The following is a 24964-nucleotide window of genomic DNA, read 5'->3' as shown; positions in this document are numbered from 1 at the left end:
GCTCACACGGCGTCATCGATACGGCTGTTGCGCAGCCAGGCGGCCAGCGCTGACGGATCCAGATCACCGGCCACTGCGGGGCCCGCAGCACAGGCAATCCCGGCGGCATGGCACCGGCGCAGTTCTTCCGGCGTCGATACGCCAGTGGCGATGATCACGGTCTGCCGCGGCAACGCGGCGCGCAGAGCCTGCACGCGTTCGGGCACGTGCAGCACCGACGCCCCGGCGAGCACATAGGCCAGCGGCAGGGACGGTGATGCCGGCATCAGGTTGAAATCGCGCAGAGCCAGGCGCACGCCAGCGCGCAGCAGTTGCCCGGTATCGGCATGGCGGTCGCTGGCTTCGATGAGACCGTCCGGGGTCACCGCGAACACCAGGCAAGCCGCTGGCACGCGGTAGCGTGCCAGCAAGTCGCCGAGATGGGCGATGAACTGGCGATCGCGTAGCTGCCAGCCCGATACCGGCAGCAGATAAGGCAGCAGCGGTAACTTTTCCTGCGCTGCGGCGTCGAGTTGTTCGCAGGCCCGACAGATCTGCCAGAGCTCGAGATCGGCGACGAGGCCGGCGCGGCTGGCGGCCTGCCAGAGTTCGGTTCCCTCGATCACACCATGGCGCGGATGCTGCCAGCGCAGCGCGGCGAGCAGCGCATGAGCCCGACCTTCGGCATCGAGCACCGGTGCGCTCATCAAGTGGAACTGGTTGAGCGCGACGGCCGCATGGATCTCACGTTCGAGATCGAACTGACGGCGGCGCCCGGGATCGATCTCGGCGGTGAACAAGCGCCAGCATCCGCGCCCGGCCTGCTTGGCCTGGTACATCGCGTTATCGGCATGACGCAGCAAGCCATCGGCATCGCTGTCGTCGAGCGGGTACAGCGTGATTCCGATACTGGGCCGGCAGGTGATCGCAAGACCCGGCAGATCCAGCGGCTGGGCAAACCGGTCGAGCAGTTTTGCGGCAACGAACTGGGCATCCTCGGCGCTGCGCAGGCCCGGCGCCAGAATCACGAACTCATCGCCCGACAGCCGGGCGACGGTGTCACTCGGCCGTACGGCCGAACGCAAGCGATCCGCCACCGCCTTGAGCACCTGGTCGCCGACTGCATGACCGTGCAGATCGTTGATCTGTTTGAAGCGGTCCAGGTCGAGGAAGAAAACACCGAGCAGCCGCGGCCCACGCTGGGCCGCCAGCAGCGCCTGCTGCAACCGGTCATGCAGCATCACGCGGTTGGGCAATCCGGTCAGCGCATCGAAATGCGCAAGCTGGCTGAGTCTCTCCTCGGCCAGCAAGCGATCGCCGATATCGGTGGCGATGGCCATGAACACCGGCGGTTCTTCGTCGCGGGAAAAATTCAGCCGGACCTCGACCGGATAACTGCTGCCATCGGCGCGTTTGTGCCGACACCGGTAAACGAGATGATCCTTATCGCCCCCGCGCAGATCGGCAAGGAAGTGGTGGAAACTCTCCTCGCTCAGCTCCGCGCTGATGTCAAGCGGCGTCATCCGCGCCAGCTGTTCCGGCGAATAACCGAGATTGCGCTGGGCGGTGCGGCTGACCTCGAGAAAATAAAGCGACTGCGCCTCGAAGATGTAGACCTCCTCGCTGGCGTTGTCGAGCAGCCGCCCCAGGCGCATCGCCAGATTCTCGCCGCGCAGACGCTCGCTGATGTCACGCACGACGACGACCAGACCGTCCGCACTCTCGACGCGCATCGGCTGTACCCACAGCTCGATCGGAAATGTCGTCGCATCCTTGCGCCAACCGACCACCTTGGGTAGCTTGCCGACGTTGCGGCTGGCAACATAGTCGGTGATCCGGATCGTCGGTGCGTTGAGGAAAGGCACCGGCATCAGCTTGGTCACGGTCGCCCCGACCAGCTCGTCGCGCGAATAACCGAACATGCGTTCGGCACGGGCATTGGCCGAATGCACCACCCCGGCCATGTCGGTGATCAGCAAACCTTCTTCGAGGTGATCGACCACCGCTTGTGACAATCGGGCCTCGCGTCGCAATGACTGCAGTGCCTGCTGCTGCGGTGTGGTGTCGCGGAACAGCAGGGTGATGCCGTCGAGCAGGCGTTGGCGGTTGCGCATCGGATACGCGGTCATCTCGATCGGTACCGTCTCGCCATGACGGCGGCGCAGCCAGCCGGACTGCATCGCCTGGGGACGACCCTCGCGCAGCGCGCCATCGGCGGGTCCGGGCAGCACCGCTCCGGCGCCATCGACGAGATGAAAGATCGAATACAGCAGGCGGCCCTGCGCATCCGCCATCGACCAGCCGGTCAGATGCTCCGCCGTCTTGTTGAGATAGCGCACCACCCCTTCACGGTCGGTCACGATCAGGGCGTACTGCAGTGCATCCATGACCTCCCCGGCGCGGTCGCGAAACTCGCCGACATCGCTCGCCCCCCATCCATTGCCAGAGACTGGGCGATCGGGATCGGCACGCCCGAGCCACTCCGGTTTTGCGCGGCGCTGCCGGTACAGACCGATCGCGACCATGGCGGCCAATGGCAGGGTGAGTCCCGCAGAAATCCAGCCAGCCAGACGCAGGGCCGCCACCGCCTCGACGCGCACGCCTTCGACCGCTCCGGGTTCGAGGCTGTACTCGATGCTCCCGAGCAGTCGCCCGTCACGCCCCCGGATGGAGCGACTGCCGTAGCTGCCCCACACTGCGTAGAGCGTGTCGCGCCACTGCTCCTGCAGCCGCTGCGGCAACAGTGGCAGGCGGAGCGCTTCGAGCCAACCCGCCCGTGCGAGCACGACCCCCTCGGCGTCCTGCACCGCGAGAAAACGCAAACCGAGATCGGGGCGCTGCAAGAGGGCATCGACGACTGGACGCAGGCTGCGTAACCCCGCTGGGCGTACGAGCTCGGGCTGCAGCGCCCGCGCCGCCTCCGCCGCGACATGGGCATGATCCAGACGCAACTGCAGCGCACGCGCCTGCCACAGGCACAGCAATGCCTGCGCCGCCAGCAGGATCAGGCACACCCCGGCGAGTCCGGTCAGCCACGGCTGCTTGTCCATACGCCGGTCCGGGCGCATGTGATCCTCGGGTTCGGCGCCCTAACGGGCGAACAGATACGGTTCCTTGGCCACCACGTCGGTGACGCGCACATCCGCGCCACCCAGCGTCAACCCGGTACGGCTAAGCGCGCCAACGACGATCTCATCACCGGCGTCGATCAGCAGCTCGCTGATCTGTGCCCGCAACGCAGCCTCCAGGCGCTGTTGTGCGCCTTCAATCAAACGGCGCACGCTTGCATCCACCGCTCCGAGCGCCGGCCCACCGGGGGCGCCGACCGGCACGATTTGCACCTGGACATCGAGCTGCGACGGCAGCAGCGCAAGCGCCTGAAGGATGGCGGCGGTGTCCGGTCCGCCGATGGTCTGGGGAGGCGACGGAAACGGTCCTTCGAAGACGAGCTGGCGCCGATCGCCCGGCACATCGGCGACCGCATAGGCGCGGACCTGCACGTGCACCGGCACCGGGATCCCCAAAAACCCCGCCGCCAGCGGCGCATCGAACAGCGTTGCCGGACGCGGCTGCGGCGCGGGACCTTCGATGTCATCGAATTCACCGATACCCATCCGGCTCACGCTGGCACGGGCATCGACGGTGACGACGTCACGCGGAAAGTCGCTGCGCGCGCACTGGATATCGGTGACTTCGGCAGTGGCTTGGGCGACCTGGACCCAGACCGGCAAGCGCATCGCCCCACCCAGTGCGATACTCTGCGGAATCACCTCCGCGACGAGCACGCCCTGGGTATTGCTTGCATAGCGCGGCGTCTCGCCCGGCATCAGGGGTGAAAGCAGCGCGATCCGCCCCGGATCGATGAAGCGCACCAAGGCACGGCTGTCACCCAGCGGTGGCGGCAGCGTATACAAAAATTCGATCGCGGCCGACTCGCTGGTGGCCTGGGCGGTGAGCAAGGTGAGCTGGCCGGCGCCAATCAGCGCGCTGCCGACGAGTTGCGCCGACTCGCGCTGGACGCTGATGACTTCCTCCGGAGCGATCCCCTGCGAGCGATCGGCACTCGCTGCGATCTCGCGCGCGGCCATCGCCGCCGCCTCGTTGCCGGAGGCGGCCAAGGTATCGGCCATCGTGCGCAGAAGCCCAGGCACGGTCTCCTCGCGGAAGCGCAGTCGATCGACCGCACCCGGTGTCAGGGTGTCGATCAAGGAATCGAGCGGCACGCTGGCCTCGAACAGGCTGGTGTAACCCACGGCGCTGACGTGCAGACCGTTGCCGCCGAAAGCACGGTCGAGAAGCGGATTGAGTCCTTCTGGATCGAGGGCCACGAGACGGCTGCCCACGTGCACGCTGGCGTAGGGTCGCGAGCGTGCCGCCGCCCGCGCCACCAACCGGCCAGCCGGGGGTCCCAATGGCAGCACCCGCTGCGGCGCCGGCCGGGTCAGTGTCACCTGCACGGCGTGCACCGTTTCCTCTGTCTGGGCGGGCGCGAAATAATGGCGCCCGTCGGCAGCAAGCACGTCGCGTCCCAGGACAACGGCCAAAGGCTCGACCTCGCGCGCGCGCCCACCATTGCGCGCGACGCTGGCCAAGGTTTCGCCGTAGGCCGCTGCCTGCGGATCGGCCGGTACGCCCATGCAGCCGCCCGCCACCCGTGCCGCATCGAGTGCGGCGGTATCGGCCATGCGCTGCAGCTCGCGCTGGGCGACATAGAGGCGGCCGACGTCCACCGCCAGAGCCAGCGCAACCAGCCCTGCACCGACGGCAATCGCCGCGAACACGGCGACCGCACCGGTTTGCTGGTGACGAAGCATCGCGTGCGGACGATCAGGAACCACCGGAACCCGACGCCGACACGAAGCTTTCGCGCGCATAGCTGTCGGGAATACGGTTGTCGAAGCTCTTGAGGTAACGCTGGTAGGCTTTGTCGGCAATCTCGCCCGGCAGCGGCCGCAGCGTACCCAGCGCGGCGTTGCCGCTCGCCTGCAGCTCGAGCCAGGCGCGCGTCGCATCACCGACCCGCGGCGCCTGCGTGGGCTCTGCCGCTACCGCGACTGCGCACGTCGCCGCCAGTGCGAGTGCGAGCACCCAAGTCCTTCCGGTCTGCTGGTTCATGGCCTGCCTCCTGTCGCCCCGCGCGGGGCCCTCAACTCTGCGGCCTGCTTGCGCAGGCGCGCCATCGTCTCAGCCGGCACCGCTGCCTCGCGGGCGACGCGGTTCACGGCCGCCTCATCGCCGCGCACCATCAGCAGCAGCATGAGATTATTGCGCGCTTTTTCGGACTCCGGCGCAAGCTCGACCGCGGTGGCCAGCTCGTGCAAGGCCTCGGCGTCGCGGCGCGCCTTGAGCAGCGCATAACCGAGATCGTTGCGGACATCGGCATCGGTCGGCGCGCGGACCGCCGCCTCGCGCAGATAACCGATCGCCCGATCCAAGTCGGACCCGGCGTACAGCAAACCCAACCCGTGATAGGCGCGGGCAGCATAAGCCGTCTTCAACAAGCCTTCATACAGGGTTCTGGCTGCCTCCACCTGGCCCAGACCCCGACGTGCCTCGGCCTCCAGATAGCGCAGCTCGGTGCGGTCGCCCCCCCCGCTGCGCTGGCGCTGCTGCACATGGGCGAGCGCGGCATAGTACTGCCCCTGATCGAGCATCGAACGGATCAGCTGGCCGTACAGCTCGCGGTCGATCTCGGTGCCGGACGCGCCGGCAGGCGCGTCAGCGGATGCATCGATGCGCTGCGGCAAGGCACAGGCACCCAGGGTGAGCGTACCGATCGCCGCCAAAACGGTCATGATCCTATTCACGGCCACTGACCTGCCCCAATGCGCGGATGATCGCAACGAACGCCGGGCCGGCGACGAAGGCCAGGAGCGCCGGAAAAAAGAACCCGACCATGACCACGGTCATGCGTCCTGACAACAGATTCACCTTTTCGCGCAAATCCAGCCCACGCCGCTCCTCGATCACCTCGAGGGCATCGAGCAGCGGTTCGCGGATCTCGCCACCGTAGCGGTCAACCTGGCGCAGAACGGCGAACACTGTCGTCAAATCATCGACATCGAGCGTCTCGGAGAGGTTCTTCATGACCTCGCCGATGTCGGCACCCGCCTCCAACTGGCGAATGGCCAGTTCCAGCTCGCGGCCGATCTCCGGCAGTACCCCACCACCCTCACGGACCAGGCTCGCCAGAGCCTGACGGGTGGACAGCCCCGCTTCGAACAACAACAGCAGCAAGTGGATGAACAACGGGACCTCGTTCTTGATCCGGCGCTGGCGCGCGGAGGCCACCGAACGCAGGATCCAGCGCGGCAGCAGAAAGGCCAGAATCGCCGCGGCGAGCGCCAGCAGAGGCACGACGAGCGCTTTGTTGTGCACGTCGCTGGTCACCCAGAACAGCAGCACGAGTCCGCCGAGCGCGAACGGCAACGCGGCCTGGAAGGCATACCAGAGCAGCCGCTGCTCCGACCCGCGCCAACCGGCCTGCAACAGCAAACGCGCGCTTTCGCCTTCGGCATCGATGACACCCTCGAGCGCACGTCCTCCGCGCGCCATCGTCGACAGCAGCGGCGCGTCCGCACGCTCGTCGATTACCACGTCGCCGCCGACTTCCGGCGACAGCCGCCGGCGTATCTGCGCCTCGGTGCGGACGCGCATCACCAGCACCGCGACGGCACCCAGCGCAACCGCAGCGACGAGGATGGCCGCGGCCACCAGACCGGCGAAAACCGTCGGGCTCATGTTGGATCCTCGGTCGAGCGCATCATGCGGTAGATCACCAGCACGCCGACGAGCTGCAGGATCACCGAACCGATCAGCAGCCAGCGGCCAACGGCATCGTTCCACATCGTGCGGTAGTAATCGGGATTCTGGGCGAAGATGTAGAGCATCAATCCAACGGGGATGATGGACAGCACCATCGCCGAGAAGCGGGTCTCCGCAGTCAGAGCGCGCAATTCGCGGGCCGCCATGTCGCGGGCGCGCACGGCCTGGATCAGGCTGCGCAGCACGTTGCGCAGACTGCCGCCGTATTTGCGGTTGATCGCGGCGGCCAGGGCGATCACCTTGAGATCGCGCAACTGATGGATCTCGGCCGCCTCCATCAGCACGGACTCGATCGGTGCACCGAGCCGTACTTGCCGGCCGACACTCAAGAACAGCGGGCGGATCGGATCCGGGCTCTCACGTGCAGCGGCGGAAATGGCCTCATCGAGCGTGTTGCCGGCGCCCAGCACCCGGATCACCCCCTCGAGAAAAGCCGGAAGCTGCTCGACGATTTGTGCGCGCCGCCGTGCCGCCTGCCGGTTGAGCCAGGCCCAGCCGAAGACCAGCAGGAATGCGGTCGCCGACAGCCCGCCGAAAACACCGAGCACGACCACGGCGACGACACCGAGCGCCACCAGCACGAGCAGAATGCGCACGATCGTATCCGGCGTCAGCTCAGCACCGGTGCGCCACACGAAGTGACAGAGCGCCCGCAGCACCGGATTGCGCACCTGGTCTGCGGACCGCATGACGTAAGCGGATTCATCGCCGCCCATTGCCCGCAGGCGCAGCAGGATTTCCTCCTCGCGCTCGCGGCGGCCGGCGCGGATGAACAAAACGATGGCCAGCGCCGCGAGGGCAAGCGCGCACACAAAGACCGCGACCAAGGCCATCACCCACGCTCCCTGCAATCGACGTGCTCGCCACGTTCGAGGTCATACCGGAACAGATCGCGCATGATCATTTCGTGACCGCGCGTACCCAGAACCTCGGTGATCGACATGACACGCCGTTCGCCGCCCTTGAGCCGGCTGACGTGGACCATCAACTGGATCGCGGAGGCGATCTGCCCCCGGAAGGTGATCTCACTGCCGGTGTAACCGGCGAACCCCGCGAGCAGCTCGAGGCGATGGATGGCATCGCGCGTGCTGTTGGCATGCAGCGTCGTCATCGAACCGTCGTGCCCGGTGTTCATCGCCTGGAGCATGTCCAGGACTTCGTCGCCACGCACCTCGCCGACGATGATGCGGTCTGGACGCATGCGCAGCGCATTGCGCACGAGATCCCGCGCCGTCACCGCGCGTTCGCCCTCGAGATTGGGCGGACGGGTTTCCAGGCGCACGACATGCGGATGTTGTAACCGCAGCTCGGCGGCGTCCTCGACGGTGATCACGCGCTCGTCGTGCGGAATCCACTGGGATAGCAGGTTCAGGAACGTGGTCTTGCCCGAGCCGGTTCCACCGACAACGATCAGATTGGTCCGTTTCTCGACACGCTCTTTGAGAAACTGCAGCTCGGCAGCGCTGAGCGTGCCCAAGCGCAACAGATCATCCGCACTCAGTGGCTGCCTGCGGAATTTGCGGATCGACAGACACGGGCCATCAAGAGCGATCGGCGGAATGATGGCGTTGACGCGGGAACCGTCGGGAAGGCGCGCATCGACCATCGGCGTCGATTCATCGACGCGTCGGCCGATCGGGGCAAGAATGCGCTGGATCACACGCACGACGTGGGCGTCGTTGAAGAAACGCACCGGCGCGCTGTACAGCCGGCCGTCACGTTCGACGAACACGGTATTGGGGCCATTGACGACGATGTCATTGACGCTGTCATCGTCGATCAGCGCCTGGATCGGGCCATACCCCATCAGCTCATCGCGGGCATCGCGCGCGAGCGCCTCGGACTCACGCTGATTGATCGGCAGACGCTGTTCGATGACATAACGACGCATCTGCTCGGTGACGAAACGCTCGACCTTCTGCGCGTCCCAATGGTCGATATCGAGATTGCGCTCCTCGATCTGCTGGATCAGGTGGCGGTGAAAATTGTTCTTCAGCTGCTGGTACTGATCCGACAGCCTGAAACGGGTGATCTGCGGATCTGACGAGGGCGCGTTCATCTGCGAATCCGGACGCATCCACGCATCAACCGAGCAGGCGGCTCAGAAAACCACGTGCAGCGGGCTCCATCCGTGCCTGCCCCCCCAAGAGGGCCGCCGTGAGCCGGCGCACATCGGCGCAGAACGGATCCTTGGGCGCGAGCGTGAACAGCGGCTCGCCGGCATTCATCGCCTGGATACGCGCATGGCCATGGCTGCAAGCCAAGGTGCCGAGTACGGGCAGATCGAGGATCTGGGCCAGATTCTCCGGCTCCAGCCCGAGCCGGCGACGGTAGTTGTCGACGACCAGTGCGGTGCGATCGAGCGGGCAGTCCTCGAGCCGCAGCGCCCGCAATAGATACTTGCAGTGCCGCGACTTGATGATCGACTGGTCGGACAACAGCACCGAACGGTCCGCCTGGGTGATGATGCTGGCGATGGCTGGCAGGGGCAGATGCCCATCGAAGGTGACGATGACACAGCCGAACAGACCGCGCACGACCTGCAGCAGCTTGGCGAATTCCTCGAAATTCACCTGCGGTCTGCCGACCAGATCCTCCGGCAAACTCAGCAGGTAGAGTCCGCTCGGGTGCTTGGAAAAAGCGGTATCGACCAGCGTCTGGTCACACCGATAGACATCGTTGATTGCGTCGAGAACGCTGTAAGACTGGTTGATGTTGAGGAAGATCGCCGCGGCACCGGCGGGAGTGGCCATATCCACCAGCAAAACCGGCTCGTTGTGCGGCAGCATATCGACGGCAGCGAGTGCCAGATGCTCGGCAACAAAGGCGACGATGTCGGTGGGATGCGCCGCAAACACGCCGAACATCCGGCCCTGTTTCTGCACGGCTCGCGCCGCCGGCGCGGCTCGGCGCAGCAGCTTGGACATCAGTGCTGCGACATCGCTCTCGTCACGGCGCAGCACGAAAAAATCGCGCGCACCGGCGCGCATCGCCGCGAGCACGATGTCGGGATTGCTGTCGGCCCCGAGGCCAGCAACCGGTAGATCCGGCATGCGCTCGACCAGACGCTCCATCATGCTGACGCGGCTGTCGAGATTGCTGCTTTCGAACTGGAAGAAGGCGACGTCGATACGCCCCATCGCCTGTACGCGCTCGATCAGATCCTCGGCGTCGAGCGGCCGCACCAGTGAAAACTCGGCCCCCTGCCCGGCGGCGTTCTCAAGCCAGCTCAGGTAAACGGGATCGTCGGCGACCACGATGGCCTGGGTTTTCATGTTCTCGCATCCCGATGGTTCGATCCGCGCATTCTAGTCACCATGAATGGTTGGACTAGCGGCTGAAACCGGAGTCGAAATCACCGCGTTCGAGGAAAATATTGCGCGCCGGGCTGGGCTCGTAACGGTCGTACTCGGCGCCGGGCAGCCTGGGCAGGCGCGCCTCGCGCGCCAGTGGCCGCACCAGACGCGGTGTCACCACCATGATCAATTCGCGATCCTCGCGCTGCAAATTTGTGGATTTGAAAAAGGCGCCCAGCACCGGGATGTCGCCGAGCCAGGGCAGCTTGTCGATGTTGTTGGCAAGGCTGCTGCTCACCAGCCCGGAAATCACGAAGCTCTCGCCGTCACCCAGTTCGATCGTCGTCTCGGTACGACGAACCTTGAGTGCCGGCACCGACACCCCCCCGATCTGGATCCCCGCGGAAAAATCAAGGTCGCTGACTTCCGGAGCGACCTTCAGGGCGATGCGGTCGCGCGCGAGCACGGTCGGGGACAGACTCAACCGCACGCCAAACTCCTTGTACTCGACCGAAATCCCACCAGAGGTCGCCCCGCCCTGGGTGACCGGTACCGGAAACTCGCCACCGGCCAGATAGCTCGCGGTCTGACCGCTCATCGCGAGCAGACTCGGCTCGGCGAGTGTGCGCACCAATCCCTTGCTCTCGAGCAGGCTGATGATGCCGAGCAGACCACGGCCGGGATCGGCCAGGACCAGGTTGAAGGCGTTCTGGATCGGCAGCGTCTGCGTGAACGTGATGCCGCTGGCATCCTGGCGGACGCCACCGAGGCTGCCGGGCGCAAACACGCCACCCGAGGTGTTGCGGCCGGTTTTGCTGCCATGCAAGCCATACCGCTGCAGCGTGCTGCGGGCGACGTCGGCGATTTTCACCGAGGTCATCACCTGCGTCTCGAGTTCAACGCTGCTGCGGTCGGCCATTGCCCCCTCCTTGGGCACCTGGGCCGAAAGCATCGCACGGCGGTGTGCGAGCAGATTGGGCAGACGGCCCGAGAGGCTGCGTCCCTCGTCGATGATCGCACGGGCGAGCTCGGGATCGGCCTGTGTTGCCTGCACGGGATCTTTCACGGCACCGACGCGGATACGGTACTCCTGCGGGGTCTGGACGCCCTTGGTCCAGACCAACAGGCTGGTCACACCCAGGGCTTTGCCGGTGATCAGCAGCTCGCGGCGATTGATCACGCTGACGTCGGCGATATCAGGGCTTCCGACCGCCACGCGGGTGACCTCGCCAGATGCGCGATGCAGCCGATGTGTTCCTTTCTCGACGAGCACGACATGACCACCGGTATCGGATGCCCCCGCAACGGCGGTGACCGCGAAAACCGCAACCGTGCAAAGGTGCGTGCAAAAGCGGATAAGTCTGCGAATCGGTGCCTGGATCATGGCGGGCCTTTTTATTGTGTGGTCACGACTTCGCGGGTATTACCGCGCAAGATTTCGATGCGCGGCCTGGGCGCGCTGGCCGATGGCGGTGGCTTGATCCGCGCCAGCTCGGCAATGCTGATTGCCTTGTCCAGCGGACCGGAACGCTGGGCGTCGGCCGGCGCAGCGGCGAGATCCGGATTCTGGCTGTGCAGGGCAAGCCGCAGCTCACCGAGGCTTGAACCCAGCATCAGCTTCGTGGTGTCTTTCTCCGGCACGGCGATGACCGCGGTCCGAACCCGTGAAGCCGCACGCTGCTTGTCGTCTTCCTTGATGCCCTCGGGACGGTCGATGATGCGTTCCTGGTAAGCCAGCACCCGCACCGCCTCGAGCAGTACGCGCGACTGTGCCTCGCCGCTCCCCCCGCTACCCCCCGTGCCGCGCAGATAGACCAGCACGTCGACGATGTCGCCCGGACGCACGAAGCCGCCGACTGCAACCACGTCGTTGACCTCGATCGAAACGGCCTGATGCCCCGGCGGAATGATGCGCGCGAGCAGATTGCCCTCCTTGAAGTAACGCTGGGTCACCGGCGCTCCGGCATCGATGTCCACCAGCGGCACTTTACCGATGACATCGTCGATACTGCCGTAGAGTCCTGGTGGAGCGATCGCCACCGGGACCAGCGCGACAGCATCGCGCGCAATCGGTTCGTAGGCCGGCAAGGGCTTGAGGGCGACGACGGCCAGCGTCTGCTGCACCTGCTGCTGGCGCACCTGCTGCTGTGCCTGCTGCGCCTGCTCGGCGTAGTTGTGGCTGATCTGGAAACCGATCACCGCCAGCACGACCGCCAACAGCACCGAAACCACCGCAACCACCTTGAGCGTGGTGCTGCTCATCGCATACTCCCGTTCATCGGATGTCCCCCAGGTTGTCCTAGATCCGCGCCACGGCCGCCGCTGAAAGCTGTGCCGGCATCGGTGGAGCCGGCCCGACGAAGGGCAGGCTGATCACCGGAAACAGCGGCTGCGGCGTGGCGATGGTATAGGTGATGCGCACGACGATGGCATTGCTGTCCAGCGGGCAGGTCACGCCCAGCATGGTACCGCCGGCCGGGCAGATTTCCGCGGCGATACCGTTTTTCCCGCCGATCCGCGTCTGCAGCTGGTGCGCCGGCAGCCATGACAGTGCACTGTAAGCGGCGGCCTGCGCCGTCGTCTTCTTGAGGGTGTCGGCACTGTCCACCGCCGGATCGACCGCCACCGCGGCCTCGGCACCCACCTGCACGGCATAGGTAATCGCCTGCTGGACGACATAGATGTACGAATAGACGACGATGCCGTAAACCAGCAGGAATAGCACCGGAAAAACAAAGGTGAATTCCACCGCGGCACCGCCGCGCTGTCGCCCTGTGTCGTTGATCCGTCCCTGCACAGTCATTGCATCCCGCTCCAGCGAAAGCGCGCGCACCGCGCCCGCCTCGCGCACGGCCTCAGGCCTGCGGCAAGACGTACCGGCCGACGCCCGACAACTCGATCAGCAAGCCCGCCGACAGCGCCAGCCCCATCGGCAGCCGGGATCCGCCGGAACTGCGCAGCCATGCAAGCCCTGCCATGATGCCCAAGATTACGCCGGCATACAGCATGACCCGTAAACCCGGCAACCAGCCGAGTAACAGACCGATGCAGGCGGCGTACTTGACATCGCCGGCACCGACCCGCCTCCAGCGCCAACCGGGCAGCCACGGCGCGGCGCAGAGCGCCGCGCCGAGCAGGCCGTCAGATACGGTGACGCCGAAAGGGCCGCGGCCCTGGTATAGCCACACCAGCGCCACGGCCACTGCTGCAGCCAGCAGGAGGGTATTGGGAATGCGTCGGGTACAAACATCCCCGACCGCGATCACCACGGCCCAGACTGCGACGAGCCACCGGGCCAGCCCCTGCAGTTCGGTCGCCGCGACTGCGTCAATTGTAGGCCTTAAGGTGTAGTGCTGCTGGCGTTCTGCACTTCGGTCGCGACGGTATTGAACAGACCGCCCAGACCCTGCTCGCCACCAACGAGCAGCAGAACCGCGATCAGCGCAATGGCGATCAAGCCCACGATCAGACCGTATTCGATCGCGGTAGCACCCTCTTCGTCCTTGGCAAACGCGCGGAAAAGCTCGAGACACTTCTTCAACATGGCACGCTCCTGTCAAAATCCGACCCCTCGGCCGGAGGTGCGACTACTATGAGCGGCGGCGAAGCTCCGCGTCAAAGCTGAAGAAGATCCGTATCCCTACCGTCTGTCGGCCGAATCAGGATCCTGCAATGAATTTTGCGCGTTTGATTTCGACATGGCGACTTATGTGATTGGCGACGTCCAAGCCTGCCTCGACCCCTTGCGCCGGCTGCTCGACCGCTGCCGCTTCGACCCTGCGCAAGACCGGCTGATCCTGGCCGGCGATCTCGTCGCGCGCGGCCCGGACTCGGCCGAAACCCTGCGCTTCGTCCGCAGGCTGGGATCGGTCGCAACGACCGTGCTCGGCAACCACGATTTGCACTTGCTCGCTGCCGCCCAGGGCTTGCGCGAAGCCCGCGACGGCCTCGAGCAGGTCATCGGCGCACCGGATGCCGAAGAGTTGCTCGACTTCGTCGCGCACCAGCCGCTCGCCTGGTACGATGCATCCCTCGATACACTGGTGATCCATGCCGGCCTTGCGCCGCAATGGTCGCTGGCACAGACGCTGGCACTGGCGACCGAGGCCGAAGCGGTGCTGCGGGATCCCCGTACCCGTGCCGAATTCCTGCCGCAGATGTACGGCAATGATCCAGCGCGCTGGAGTGACGCGCTCAGTGGGGTCGAGCGTCTGCGCTTCGTCATCAACTGCCTCACACGGGCGCGCTATTGCACCGCCGATGGCCGCTTCGATTATCAGGAAAAAGGACCGCCGGGCCGCCAGCCCCCCGGACTGCTGCCGTGGTTCGCCGCACCCGGCCGTGCCACCGCAACGACACGCATCGTCTTCGGCCACTGGTCGGCGCTCGGCCAGATCGAATGGCCGCAATACCGGGTCTGGGGTCTCGACACCGGCTGTGTCTGGGGCGGCGCGCTCACGGCATTGCGCCTGGAAGACGGCGCTCTCATCCAGTGCGACTGCCACCGTTGATCCAAGACCCTTGGGCGCGCTCAATCGGCGCTGCACGCACAGACGCAGACACAAAAAGCAAACACAAAAATGGGTCGGCCCGGAAATCGCGGCCGACCCACTCTAAGATGCGCAGTGATGCTAGCCGTTGGGCAGCTTCATCAGATACCGGCAGATCGCCGGACAGACGATGACCGCGCCAATCATGTTGGCGAAGAAAGCGAAAGTCAGCAAAAGCCCCATGTCGGCCTGGAATTGCAGGCCCGACCACAACCAGGTCGCAACCGAACCGGATAGCACCAGCCCGGTGAACATCACTGGCTTGCCGGTCATACGCAAGGTTTCGTAGTAGGCATCCGCGAGCTTGAAGCCTTTTTTGACGAACTCTTCGATCGTCGCGTAGATGTAGATGCCGTAATCGACGCCGATACCGACCGCCAGCGCCGCCACCGGCAGTGTCGCGACCTTCATGCCAATCCCCTTGATCGCCATGAACGCCACGATCAGCGCCGAGACGACGTAAAGCGGCACGAGTATCGAGAATACACCGGCCACTGTGCGGAAGCTCAGCCAAAGGAAAATAATGATGACCGCGTAGACGTAGTAAACGATGGGTTTGTCTTTGGCCTTGACAACCTCGTTCGAGGCCGCCATGACACCGCCCTGTGCGCTGGCCAGCGCGAAATTCACCGGGCAAGGCTTGGTCATCGCATCAAGCCTGGCCTTGGCGTCTTCGGCTTTTTTGCGCAGCGCCACAACATCCGCGTTGGCCTCGATGTCGGTATCGCTGTAGTTCTCGGCCTTGAGGCGCGCCATCGTCTTTTTCAGGGCCACCTTGGCGTCACCCCACTCACGGCGGACCTTGAGCTTGTCTTCGCAGTAAGCCGGATCGGCGCCTTTGTGCAGCTCGTACCAGGCCTTGGCATTGGCCGCGTTGAATGCCTTGGTCTTGTCGGTGAGGCGCTGCAGCGTCTCGGCCTTGTGATCGGTCGTGAACAGGAAAATGGCCATTGCCGAGCAGTTCGGATTGAGCAGACCCGACGACGTCGGAATCGGCGTGATCGCCTGCACCATCACGTACTGGTTGCGCGGCAGCACCTTGAATTTGGGGGAGGCCTCCGAGAACGCCGAATTCACCGTCTTGGCCGCCCATGGCAGTGACAGGATCGAGGCCACGGCCGGGTCGTTCTCCATGTGCCAGCCGAAGCGGTCGATCTGCTCCATCACGTCATACTTGATGCAGGCTTCCGGGTCCGTCTCAGCGATGACCTTGAGGATGTCCGTGCCGATCGTGAAATTGGACGTGATCGCCTTGGCATCCTTGTTGTAGCGCGAATCCGGGCGCAACTCAGGCACCCCCTCCTGCGTGTCCCCATACAACATGCCCTCGCTTTTCCACGTCGCCCAGCCATAGAGCACCGCCACGGCGATGATGATGACCGCCGCCGGCACCGGACGCGTAACGACGGTCATTGCGCGAAACAGCGGGTTGAGGACCGCTTCGCGCGCTTCCTGCTTCTTCACGAACGTCTCGACATCCTTGACGCTCATGTAGGTGAGCCAGATCGGCATCAGGATCTTGTTGGTGATGATGATCGCAAACATGCCGTAAGAGGCGTTGATCGCCATCTCGCGGATGATGTCGATCGGAACCAACAGAATCGTCAAGAAACCGGCGAGATCGGTGATCAGCGCCGTCGTGCCCGGAATGGCCAGACGGCGGAAAGTTTCGAGCGAAGCATCGTAGCCATTCTTGCCGGTTGCGAGTTCAGAAACCCACGAGCTCGTGTACTGCACACCGTGCGAAACCGAAACCGACAGAATCAGGAACGGCACCAGGATCGCGAACGGATCGAGTCCGAAGCCGGACGCGGCGAGCAGACCGAATTCCCAGATCACCGCGATGAACGAGCAGACCAGGGGCAGAATCGCCAGCTTGAAACTGCCGAGGTACAGAATCAGCAGGATGAAGGTCATGCCGAGTGCCACGAAGAAAAACATGATCACTTCGTTGGCCGCATCGGTGACATCGCCGATGACCTTGGCAAAGCCGATGATGTGGATATCGACCTGGTCATCCTGGTACTGCTGGCGGATTTTTTCCTCGAGCTGCTTGGCGACTTCGCGGTAATCGAGTTTCTTGCCGGTCACCGGATCGATTTCGAGCAGCTCCGCGAACACCATCGCGCCACGCTGATCCTTGGACACGTAACGGCCGACATGGCCACCCTTGCCGACGTTGGCGCGGATCAGGTTGAAGTAGTACTCGGTCGGCTGGTACTCGGCCGGAATCACATTGCCGCCAGCAAAACCGCCCTCGACGACTTCGACGAAGCGCACGTCCGGGGTGAACAGCGAGGACACACGCGAGCGGTCGATGCCTGGGAGAAAGAAGATCTCGTCGGTGACCTTCTTGAGCTTGGTCAGGAAGTGCTCGTTATAAATATCCTTGGATTTGTCTTTCTGGATCAGCGCGACAAGCACGGTGTTCGCGCCTCCGAAATCATCCTCGTAATGCTTGAGCACCTGCATGTAGGGATGCTCGAGCGGAATCGATTTGTCAAACCCCGCATCGACATGCGTGCCGGCGGCGAACCACCCGAACAGCGCCGTCAAAAGACCGAGCAGCATCAGCATCAACACGCGCTTGCCGTAGATGATCGGCTCGACGACCGCGAGGATGCGTTCCTGCGAAAAAATGGATTTGCCAGCCATGAGCTGTGTCCCCGTTTTTGATGAATGAGCGGGTCTTACCGCTATCGATTGAGCGCGATGTGCTGCACGCCGGATTCACCGACGGCGATCACTTCGCCGCCGAAACCGATCGCCGCGGACAATGGCGTTCCAGCATTGGATCTGAGCAACTCGACCCGTTCGAGACCATTTTCGGAAACCATGATGTTGCCGTTGAGGCCGACGAGAACGACCCGCCCGTCTTCGAGTTGCGTGCCGCCGAACATCGAGGCCACCGAGCCGGTATCGACCTTGTGCCATTGTCCGCCGTGAATGTCGTCGGTGACGAACACATTGCCCCGCAACCCGAAAATGACTGCGCCCTTCTCACCGCGCGCGGTGGCGCCAAAGAACGAGCTCTCGTATGGAGATGGCTGGGCGGCCCAGGTGACACCGCCATCCGTGGAGGTTGCCAGCGTCCCGTTCTCGCCAGCGATCAGCAGCGTCCCATCGTTGAGCCGCGTGATCGAATTGAAGTGCCACTCGTTCTCGCGGATCGGTGTATCGACCTCGCTCCAGGTCTGACCACCGTCCTCGGTCTTGTAGAACAGCCCGTAAGCGCCCACCGCATAGCCGCGCTGCGCGTCGAGGAACAATACATCGAGAAAGGGTTTTTCAAGCTCGGGCTCGAAGTTCTGCAGCGTCCAGGTCCTGCCACCATCCGCGGTGTGCAAGATCACCGCGTCGTGACCGACGGCCCAGCCATGGTCCGGATCGGGGAAGTGCACGGCGGTGAGGGCCGAGCGTGTCGGCGTCTGCACCTGGGCCCACTGGCGTCCGTCATTGGATACGATCACCGCGCCGCGATCACCGACGGCGATGAGATGCCGGCCGGTATTGACGATGTCGAGCAGCAAGCTCCGCGGCGTCATCGGCATGATTTCCGACGGCAGTGACTTGACCACCGTCTCGACGGTGCCGTCCCCGGTTTCCCCCTGGCCCAGCGCCAGGCCGCACCCCAGCAACACACCTGCCGCAATGCCGCCGATCCAGGCGGTCGCCCGCCTACTTCTGTACATGTCCATCCTGATTCCCCATTCCCTCCGCGCCCCGGCGCGGAACGTCCTCGAATCCACAGCATCCACCCCGCTCATGGCCGGATCCGCCTGGAAACCCTGCGGGGATCGAAGTGGTCAACTTCATATGCTCGGGCAACGGCCTGCGGATCCTCGTTGTCGAGTGCCTGCACGAGATATCGGTTGTTCTGAAGATCGTACACCGTTTCGCACACCGTGCGCTCGTAAAGCTTGTCGTAGGCCACCACGGTGTGCGCTTCTTGCACGCGCCAGAGCTCTTCGTTGGCATCATAGAGATCGACGACACGAATCTGCCAGCCATCCTCATCGACGTAGAAGCGTCGGCGCTTGTATGGGTGCGCAGCGCCGGCGCGCAGACGGGCCTCGACCACCCAGACACGGCGCAGCTCGTAGCGGGTCAACTCCATGTTCAGATGGTGCGGTCCCAGGATGTCGGCATAACGCAGCGTATCGCTGTGCAGCCGGTAGCCGTTCGCCGGCACGAACAAGCGCTGTTTACCGAGCAGCTTCCACTCATAGCGGTCCATCGGACCGTTGAACATATCGCCTTGGTCGCTCGTGCGCAGACCGTCGGATCCGAGCACAGGACTGTCGTAGCCAACGTTGTACACGCGCCGAAGCCGACCTTGCCCCGGGCTGTACTGCCACGTCCGGCGCGCCTCCCGGATGGAATCCAGCGTATCGTGAATCAACAGAATCGAACCGGACAGCCGCGGCGGCGCCGTCGCCACTTGCAGAAAATAGAGCATCACGTTGTCGAGTGCATCCGGCGTCACCCCCGGGCGGCCATATGCAAACAGCACTTCCTCCTGGAAACGGGTGTGGCTGTAGTCACCGGATGCGGTCACGGCGAACTGGTTGTTCCAGCGCAGCGACACAGGATCGCGATACCGCGTTTTGTGATTCCAGATGACCTCGTGTCCATTCACCGGCACGGGAAACGGCGTGCCGGTAACCGCACCAACCAAGGCTTCCCCATTGCCCTGTAGTTCGGCGCGGGTGGCATTGGCGCGCGCGGCCTCATAGACAAAGTCCGGATTCGCGAACGTGCGTCGGGTTGCATAGACCGGCATCCGGTAACGGTCGGGAAACTTGCGGATCAGCGCCGCCTGGCCGGCGCTCAGATACTCCGCGTACTGCGCGAGATTCCCGGCGTGAATCGTAAACAGCGGCTGCTCGTCAGCGAATGGATCGCAATACCGTGTGCCCGATCCCTTGAAACAAGGCGGCGGCACGCGCAGGCCGCCGTCCCACTCCGGAATGACACCGTCCGCCGTGCCCGCGCGCTCGGCACCGAGCGGTGTCAGTACCGTGCCCAGCCGCGCCGCATCCTCTTCCGCGATGCGGGCGAGTGCCGGCAGCGCCAGCGCAGCGATGAGCATCATCCACCACGGCCGCCGCAGTTGCCGCGAAGGACTGCTGCGGCGGTCGGTCCGCGCTATCGCCATCAGAACTGGTATCCGACCCAGGCCAGAATATAGTCGCGATCGTGGATGGCATCACGGCGGTGGGTGCCGGTGTACCAGGTGTAGCGAATCTCGCCGGTATAGCGCGAGAGGTAATCCCAGCGCAGACCCGCGAGGATCTGCTTGCGCCCCTCGACGAAATTCTGGCCCAGACCAGGTGCCACCCCTTCGACATCGTGGAACAGCGCGGCGAGCAACTCGAAATTGATGCCAAAGATCGCGTCGTCGTACCGGGTCAGCGTAACCAGGCGGTAGCCATACGAGATCTCGGTACCAAAACCCGCACGGTCCGGATGCGCCGTCGGGTTCTGGCGCAATGTCGCTGTACCGCCGTTCGTGGTCGGATCATTGGGATCGGTGCGCACATCGCGCGGGTTGATGCCGACACTGCCGTCGGCACCACTGGAGATGTGCGTATTCACACCCGCGCCCTGGAACTGCAGCTCATCGATCGACGGCATGTCGAAGACCTGGGTCATGCCCAGCTCGAGCAGCGCGACGATCTGGCTCGCGCCCAGTGGATTGTCGCCGCCAATGGTTTTGATGAAAGTCGTGCCGAGCTGGCCGACCTTCATCCGTTCATAGCCACGGATGTAGTCGCCGGGACCATAGCTGACGCCGCGATAAACCGAGACGAAATCCGGCACTGCCGTGCGGCGGCCTGGCAGCGTGGCCACCCCCAGGGAAAAATCATTGGCCGGGAAAGCCGGCTGCAAACCGGCGAAAACCAGATCGGTGATGTGGATCTGCACCGGCAGGTTGTCGCGGAAGGCGTATTCGCCCGACCAGGCGATGTCGCCCAGCGTGGTGTTGAACGAAATGCCATAGACGCGGATGTCCTCCGGATACTCGGCGAAGTAGCTGATCGAACCGACCGGCAGTGCATCGTTGGCGTCTTCGGGCCGCGGCATGTAGGTGACTTCTTGCCCGGCCTGCTGTGCGAGCAGAGCGGTGAGGTTCTCCGGCGGCACCCGGCAGCTGCCAGCCGGATTGAACAGGCTCAGGAGATTGGTGACCGGGTTGCCCAGCGACTGGTCGGGCAGACAGGTCGCATCCGCGGCGATGATACCCACGGTCGGGATGCGCGAGTGATAGTTGGCGAAGTAGAACGCCAGCTCGGTACCGTTGTTGAGATCCTCGAGGTAAGTCTTGAGCGAGAGGCCATACTGACCGCCGTCGTCCGGACGGCGCCGGCGCTCTTCGGTGAAGTTGCGCGCCATCGTGCGGTCGGAGCGCGAACCGAGCACCGCGGCCGGATCGTCCGGATTGCGAAACGGCGCGTAAAGCTCGAGTGGATCCTCCGGCGCCTTGCCAAAGGACAGCATTGCATAGCTCGCACCGGCACCGAGAATGTCGGCGCTCGAGAAAAAGCTGCCCACAGGATCGAGAACGAAAGGCTTCCAGTCGTACTGATAGAACACCTCGACGTTGAGCCCATCCATGACGTCGGCGTTGACATTGACCATGCCCACCGGCAGGAACAGCTCCTTGATGTCGAAGCCCGGGATGCGCAGCAAAGCCTGGTTCAGCGGGTTGATGGTGTTGAGGCTGTTGAGGGCGAGAAAGCCGCTTTCTCCCCAGTTCAACACGTGATTGCCGATCTTGATGCTCACCGGACGCTCGGCGACCTCGAACGTGCGGCTCACGAAATAGTCGAGCATCTCGAAATCCCTGCCGTTGGTCTTGATCGCAGCGTCGGGATAAGCGGTGCGGAACGGCTGCAAGGTCGTATCGGGATGACGCTCGCGCATGTCCTCATACTGCGCATCGAAGAAATAAATCCCGCGCGCGAAGACGTTGAACCCGAACAGATCGACGTTGACGTCGGTCGTCAGCTTCGCCGTCGCATGGACGATGTCACGTTTGTCGAAATTGAGATTGCCGTTATCGCCGTTGGGCTGGAACCCCCCGGGCTGGCGCAGGAAGAAATCGTTGGCGGTGCCATTTCCATCCTGGGAAGGCCGTGTCGCCGAGCAGGTGTCGCCGGTGAAGGTGTTGTTGCCGGATGGATCCGGACCGCTGACACCATCATCGCCATCGCGCGCCACGCACAAACCGGGATTGAGATTGGATTTGCCCACCAGCGCGTCGTCGCGGTCCTGCATCCGCATCGCCGCACCGATCGTGACCAGATTCTCGACACGCAGAGTCGTTCCCCCGATGTCGAACTCCAATGCCGCGCCCGTTTCGCTATAGCCGCCTGCGATTACAGCTGCCATGAGGGCAAACCCGCAACGTCTGCCTGCCCGGAATATGTGTGGTTTTCCCAAAGCCATCCTCTGCTCCCGTCAAGTTCTCGATCGAACTTTTAGTCTTCCGCGATTGGAGAGAAGGGCGCCGGCAGCATCTGCGGCGGCAGCAACACTCCTCCATTCGCACCGAGCTGTGTATCCGGCTCGCATCCGGTTCTTGATGAGCCACGAAAGCGTGGCTTACAGCTTGATGAGTTTTAACAGACGGTTGTGCAGGGCGCAAGAAAAACGCCGTGCCCTACGCGGGCGTGATCCAGATGAGCGTGGCCATGCGTCCGCAGCGCGGTGCGCGCCGGTATGAGAAATAGCGCCGAGCATCGCGGTAGGTGCAGGCATGACCACCGTAAACGGCGGTGACGCCGGCGCGGCGCAGCCGTGCGCGCGCCAGCGCATAAAGATCGGCGAACCAGCGATCCCCGCGTCCGGCGACGAAACAGCGGCTGAGGGTCGGATCGTCGGCGATGAAGCGTGTGCGCACCTCCGGGCCCACTTCGAAGGCATCCGGTCCGATGGCAGCCCCCATCCACGCGATGATCCGCTCCGATGGCACCGGCATCGCGGCCACGGTAGCCTCGAGCACCCCGGCAGCCAGCCCGCGCCACCCGGCATGCGCGGCGGCTACGGCGCTGCCGTCATCGGCACAGAACAGCACCGGCAAACAATCGGCGGTGAGTACGGCACAGACGATGCCGGGCGTGGCGGTCCAGGCAGCGTCTGCCTGCGGCTCGGACTGCGCGCACGGCAGGGCGATCACCTCCACATCGTGCACCTGGCGCAACCAGACCGGCTCGGATGGCAGCCGCAGTGCCGCGCGCAGGCGCCGGCGATTCTCGGCGACGGTGCGCGCATCGTCGCCCACGTGTGATGCAAGATTGAAATCATCATAGGGAGGCAGCCCGACACCGCCGGTACGCAGCGTCTGGCCCGCACGCACACGCGTCGGCGCTGGCCAGTGCGCAGGCTCAAAGCCGATCATCTCATGCATACCATCAGACGAAAGCCGCATGCGCGCGCAACAAGGCATACAAGGCCTGCATGTCTGCGGGCGGCTCTGCGTCCCACCGCATCGGCTTGCCGTGCCCAGGGTGGATGAATTCGAGCGCGCGTGCGTGCAGGGCCTGACGGCGGAATGCGTGCAGCGCTTCGCGCAGAGGCGCAGCAAGACCACTGCCGCGCACCGCCCTGCCGTACACCGGGTCCCCGACGATGGGATGCCGCAGATGGGCGAGATGCACCCGGATCTGGTGGGTGCGCCCGGTCTCGAGCCGCACCCGCAGCCGAGTGAACTGGCGAAAGCGCTCCTCGATGCGGTAGTGAGTCACCGCCTCGCGCCCCCCATGATCGACGACGGCCATGCGCAGACGATCGCGGGGATGACGCCCGATCGGGGCCTCGATGCGTCCGCCGGCGATGAGTTCACCCTGCACCAGGGCATCGTACTCGCGGTGCACCGCGCGCGCCTGTAGCGCGGCAACCAGGCGGGCATGTGCCTTGAGCGTGAGTGCCACCACCATCAGCCCGGAGGTGTCCTTGTCTAGGCGATGCACGATGCCGGCACGCGGCAATGCGGCGGTCTGCGGAAAATGGTGCAGCAAGGCGTTCTGCAGTGTGCCGTCGCGCTGGCCAGCGCCCGGGTGCACGGTCAGCCCGGCAGGCTTGTCGATGACGACGAGATCGCGGTCGGCGTACACGATGGTCAGCGCAATGGGCTGCGCTTGGACGGTCGAATCCGGTTCTGGCTCGGCATCGAGCACCAGGCGCTGCCCGGCAGCAACCGGCAGGCGCGGACGCGTCGTCACGATCCCGTCGACGCATAGACGGCCCGCCTCGATCCAGGCCTGCAGACGCGACCGCGAATACTGATCGAACAACTGGGCACAGGCCACGTCCAGACGTTTGCCGTCCAGCTCGGGAGGGATCTCGACGCTCAAGTGCCGCTCGTTGTCGTCTTCGGGCTCGCCGACGGTCATGGGCTATACTCGCGGCTCTTTCCGCAGAAACCAGTGCTTTCGATGAAATCCCGCATCGCCGCCATCGCGGCAGTGGCTGCCATCCTCGTGGGCTGCAGCGCCGATCCCGACCGTCCGCCGCCGACCAACCCGTTCCGGCCCGAACAAACCTCGGCACGGGAACAGCGCCTACAGGCAGCGGAATTGTACCGGCTCGCCCGGCGTACGCTCGAATCGAACGATTTCGCCGGCGCGATCCAGCGCTACTCGCAATTGTCTCTGCGCTTTCCGTTCACCGACTATGCGATACAGGGGCAGGTCGAGAAAATCTACGCGCTGTATCGCAACTATCAGCCCGACGAGGCGCTGGCCGAAGCGGATCGCTTCCTGCGCGATTACCCGCGGCACGAACACGTCGCCTACGTGCAGTACATCAAGGGACTGGTGAACTTCGACCGCGACCGCGGTCTTTCCGACGCCCTGGGCCTGGACACCGTGCGCCGGGATACCAGCAATCTGCGCCGCGCCTTCGACGACTTCGCCCTGCTGGTCCAGCGCTACCCGCAAAGCCCGTATGTCGGCGATGCCCGCGCGCGCATGATCTGGCTGCGCAACCGCCTCGCCGCACACGAGCTGACCATCGTCGAGTACTACATGCGCCGTGGCGCCTACATCGCCGCCGCCAAGCGCGCGGAGCAAATTATCGCGCAGTATCCCGGCGCCCCGGCGACACTCACGGCGCTGGACTTACTCGCGGCAAGCTACGACGCACTGGGGCTGCGCGAACAGGCCGGCGATGCGCGCAAGCTGCGCCAGGCCTACCTCGCCACTGCCCCGCGCGAGATCCTGCCCCAGGAACGGCAGGAGCGGCGCGGCTTCTGGTCCCGCTGGTTCGGCAGCGACCGCGGTGTGGAACCGCCACCGCCGGCTGGCTGAT

General features: G+C 64.5%; 21 protein-coding genes. 2 read left to right on the top strand and 19 right to left on the bottom strand.

The features are described 5' to 3' along the window. Positions 1–2: 2 nt before the first annotated feature. From BMZ48_RS04010 to BMZ48_RS12965, 13 genes are all read right to left on the bottom strand, one after another. Positions 3–3029, bottom strand: a complete 3027-nt coding sequence (locus BMZ48_RS04010) for a sensor domain-containing protein (RefSeq protein WP_159431077.1) — start codon at positions 3027–3029, stop codon at positions 3–5. A gap of 39 nt (positions 3030–3068) precedes the next feature. After that, positions 3069–4793: a pilus assembly protein TadG-related protein gene (locus BMZ48_RS04005; RefSeq protein ID WP_159431076.1), complete on the bottom strand. Its 1725-nt coding sequence runs from the start codon at positions 4791–4793 to the stop codon at positions 3069–3071. 13 nt (positions 4794–4806) lie between these two features. After that, positions 4807–5094: a DUF3613 domain-containing protein gene (locus BMZ48_RS04000; RefSeq protein ID WP_091532157.1), complete on the bottom strand. Its 288-nt coding sequence runs from the start codon at positions 5092–5094 to the stop codon at positions 4807–4809. After that, the gene (locus tag BMZ48_RS03995) at positions 5091–5774 is read right to left on the bottom strand and encodes a tetratricopeptide repeat protein (protein WP_091532154.1); all 684 of its coding nucleotides are present in this window, start codon (positions 5772–5774) and stop codon (positions 5091–5093) included. The genes BMZ48_RS04000 and BMZ48_RS03995 overlap by 4 nt, the downstream gene beginning before the upstream one ends. Before the next feature lie 4 nt (positions 5775–5778). After that, positions 5779–6720 carry a type II secretion system F family protein gene (locus tag BMZ48_RS03990; protein ID WP_091532152.1) on the bottom strand — a complete coding sequence of 314 codons (942 nt, stop codon included), beginning with the start codon at positions 6718–6720 and terminating at the stop codon, positions 5779–5781. Then, positions 6717–7637: a type II secretion system F family protein gene (locus BMZ48_RS03985; RefSeq protein ID WP_091532150.1), complete on the bottom strand. Its 921-nt coding sequence runs from the start codon at positions 7635–7637 to the stop codon at positions 6717–6719. The genes BMZ48_RS03990 and BMZ48_RS03985 overlap by 4 nt, the downstream gene beginning before the upstream one ends. Continuing rightward, complete coding sequence (locus BMZ48_RS03980; RefSeq protein ID WP_091532459.1) at positions 7637–8863, bottom strand: TadA family conjugal transfer-associated ATPase; 1227 nt, start codon at positions 8861–8863, stop codon at positions 7637–7639. The genes BMZ48_RS03985 and BMZ48_RS03980 overlap by 1 nt, the downstream gene beginning before the upstream one ends. 25 nt (positions 8864–8888) lie before the next feature. Continuing rightward, entirely contained in the window at positions 8889–10079 is a 1191-nt protein-coding gene (locus BMZ48_RS03975; protein ID WP_091532148.1) for a CpaE/TadZ family protein, read from the bottom strand. Between the two features lie 55 nt (positions 10080–10134). Next, positions 10135–11373 carry a type II and III secretion system protein family protein gene (locus BMZ48_RS03970; protein WP_234981514.1) on the bottom strand — a complete coding sequence of 413 codons (1239 nt, stop codon included), beginning with the start codon at positions 11371–11373 and terminating at the stop codon, positions 10135–10137. Between the two features lie 122 nt (positions 11374–11495). After that, positions 11496–12362: a Flp pilus assembly protein CpaB gene (cpaB, locus tag BMZ48_RS03965; protein WP_091532144.1), complete on the bottom strand. Its 867-nt coding sequence runs from the start codon at positions 12360–12362 to the stop codon at positions 11496–11498. Positions 12363–12399: 37 nt separating this feature from the next. Next, on the bottom strand, positions 12400–12951 hold the full coding sequence (locus BMZ48_RS03960) for a TadE/TadG family type IV pilus assembly protein (protein ID WP_091532142.1): 552 nt from the start codon (positions 12949–12951) through the stop codon (positions 12400–12402). 4 nt (positions 12952–12955) lie between these two features. Further along, positions 12956–13399 carry a prepilin peptidase gene (locus BMZ48_RS12970; protein ID WP_268762363.1) on the bottom strand — a complete coding sequence of 148 codons (444 nt, stop codon included), beginning with the start codon at positions 13397–13399 and terminating at the stop codon, positions 12956–12958. Positions 13400–13440: 41 nt separating this feature from the next. Next, on the bottom strand, positions 13441–13644 hold the full coding sequence (locus BMZ48_RS12965) for a Flp family type IVb pilin (RefSeq protein ID WP_091532141.1): 204 nt from the start codon (positions 13642–13644) through the stop codon (positions 13441–13443). Positions 13645–13798: 154 nt separating this feature from the next. Between BMZ48_RS12965 and BMZ48_RS03945 the strand changes: the two genes are divergently transcribed. After that, entirely contained in the window at positions 13799–14611 is an 813-nt protein-coding gene (locus BMZ48_RS03945) for a symmetrical bis(5'-nucleosyl)-tetraphosphatase (RefSeq protein WP_091532139.1), read from the top strand. Between the two features lie 120 nt (positions 14612–14731). On the opposite strand, the gene BMZ48_RS03940 is transcribed toward BMZ48_RS03945, so the two are convergent. The 6 genes from BMZ48_RS03940 to rluD all read right to left on the bottom strand — a co-directional run bounded on the left by BMZ48_RS03940 (position 14732) and on the right by rluD (position 24048). Next, positions 14732–17305 (bottom strand): efflux RND transporter permease subunit, encoded by a 2574-nt coding sequence (locus BMZ48_RS03940; RefSeq protein WP_091532137.1) that lies wholly within the window; start codon positions 17303–17305, stop codon positions 14732–14734. A gap of 41 nt (positions 17306–17346) precedes the next feature. Beyond that, entirely contained in the window at positions 17347–18342 is a 996-nt protein-coding gene (locus BMZ48_RS03935) for a WD40/YVTN/BNR-like repeat-containing protein (RefSeq protein ID WP_159431074.1), read from the bottom strand. A 71-nt stretch (positions 18343–18413) separates the two neighbouring features. Next, positions 18414–19808: a DUF1329 domain-containing protein gene (locus BMZ48_RS03930; RefSeq protein ID WP_091532133.1), complete on the bottom strand. Its 1395-nt coding sequence runs from the start codon at positions 19806–19808 to the stop codon at positions 18414–18416. Then, on the bottom strand, positions 19808–22045 hold the full coding sequence (locus BMZ48_RS03925; protein ID WP_159431072.1) for a DUF1302 domain-containing protein: 2238 nt from the start codon (positions 22043–22045) through the stop codon (positions 19808–19810). Before BMZ48_RS03925 ends, BMZ48_RS03930 begins: the two co-directional genes overlap by 1 nt. A 271-nt stretch (positions 22046–22316) precedes the next feature. Then, positions 22317–23054, bottom strand: a complete 738-nt coding sequence (gene pgeF / locus BMZ48_RS03920; protein ID WP_091532455.1) for a peptidoglycan editing factor PgeF — start codon at positions 23052–23054, stop codon at positions 22317–22319. Positions 23055–23067: 13 nt separating this feature from the next. Next, positions 23068–24048 (bottom strand): 23S rRNA pseudouridine(1911/1915/1917) synthase RluD, encoded by a 981-nt coding sequence (gene rluD, locus BMZ48_RS03915; protein WP_091532129.1) that lies wholly within the window; start codon positions 24046–24048, stop codon positions 23068–23070. Positions 24049–24090: 42 nt separating this feature from the next. Between rluD and BMZ48_RS03910 the strand changes: the two genes are divergently transcribed. Continuing rightward, complete coding sequence (locus BMZ48_RS03910; RefSeq protein ID WP_143383620.1) at positions 24091–24963, top strand: outer membrane protein assembly factor BamD; 873 nt, start codon at positions 24091–24093, stop codon at positions 24961–24963. Position 24964: the final 1 nt, after the last annotated feature.

The organism is Fontimonas thermophila (genome assembly GCF_900113085.1).
Lineage (GTDB): Bacteria > Pseudomonadota > Gammaproteobacteria > Nevskiales > Nevskiaceae > Solimonas > Solimonas thermophila.
The sequence above is the reverse complement of the archived record's forward strand: the minus strand, read 5'-3'. Positions and strand labels throughout refer to the sequence as shown.